Raw genomic sequence first — 685 nt, forward strand, 5'->3', positions numbered from 1 at the left:
GCCCAGGAAGGCCAGGTCCAGCGCCGGAAGGGCCGTCACCAGTGGCACGATCGCCACGATCCCCACCCAGCCGAGCAGCAGGTAGGCTGCGATCGCCACGCGCTCCATCCGTCCGGGTGCGAAGAGCTTGAGGGTGGCGCCGACCAGCGCCCCCACCCAGACGAAACCCGCCACGCCCCACCCCCAGCCGCCGCCGATGCCCAGCAGCGAGACGGGCGAATAGGTCCCCGCGATCATCACGAAGATGGCCGCGTGGTCGAACCGGCGCAGGATGCGCTTGCCGCGTCCCTCGGCCGCGAGGTTGTAGGCCGCGGAGCAGCCCAGCATGGCCACCAACCCCATCGCGTAGAGGCCGATCGCCGCCGTCGGAAGCCAGTCGGCCCGCCGGGGCATCACGGCCGCCAGCGCCACGCAGGCTGCGATGGAGGCCGTCACGCCGAGGACGTGGATGCAGGCATCGGCCAGCAGCGCCCCCGAGGAGACCGGCGACAGGACGCGGGAGTTCGTCATGCCGGCATTCTACACGCGCAGCAGGATCTCGTGGTCCAGCCCGCGGCAGTCCATCTCGAAGTCGAGCTTCTGCACGGGCGGGCGGCAAGGATGCCAGGTGATGCCRTTCTGCGCCGCGCCGCGCGCCGTGATCTCGTCCAGGAAGAAGGGATGCAGGTCGTAGACSGTGTAGACC

General features: G+C 70.6%; 1 protein-coding gene. It reads right to left on the reverse strand.

All coding sequences use genetic code 11. From position 1 onward, the window contains the following. On the reverse strand, positions 1–510 hold a 510-nt coding region (gene trhA, locus AC1DWF_RS34905), incomplete at its 3' end, for a PAQR family membrane homeostasis protein TrhA (RefSeq protein WP_476843050.1). Positions 511–685: the final 175 nt, after the last annotated feature.

Source organism: Aminobacter sp. P4_D5, from assembly GCF_056401815.1.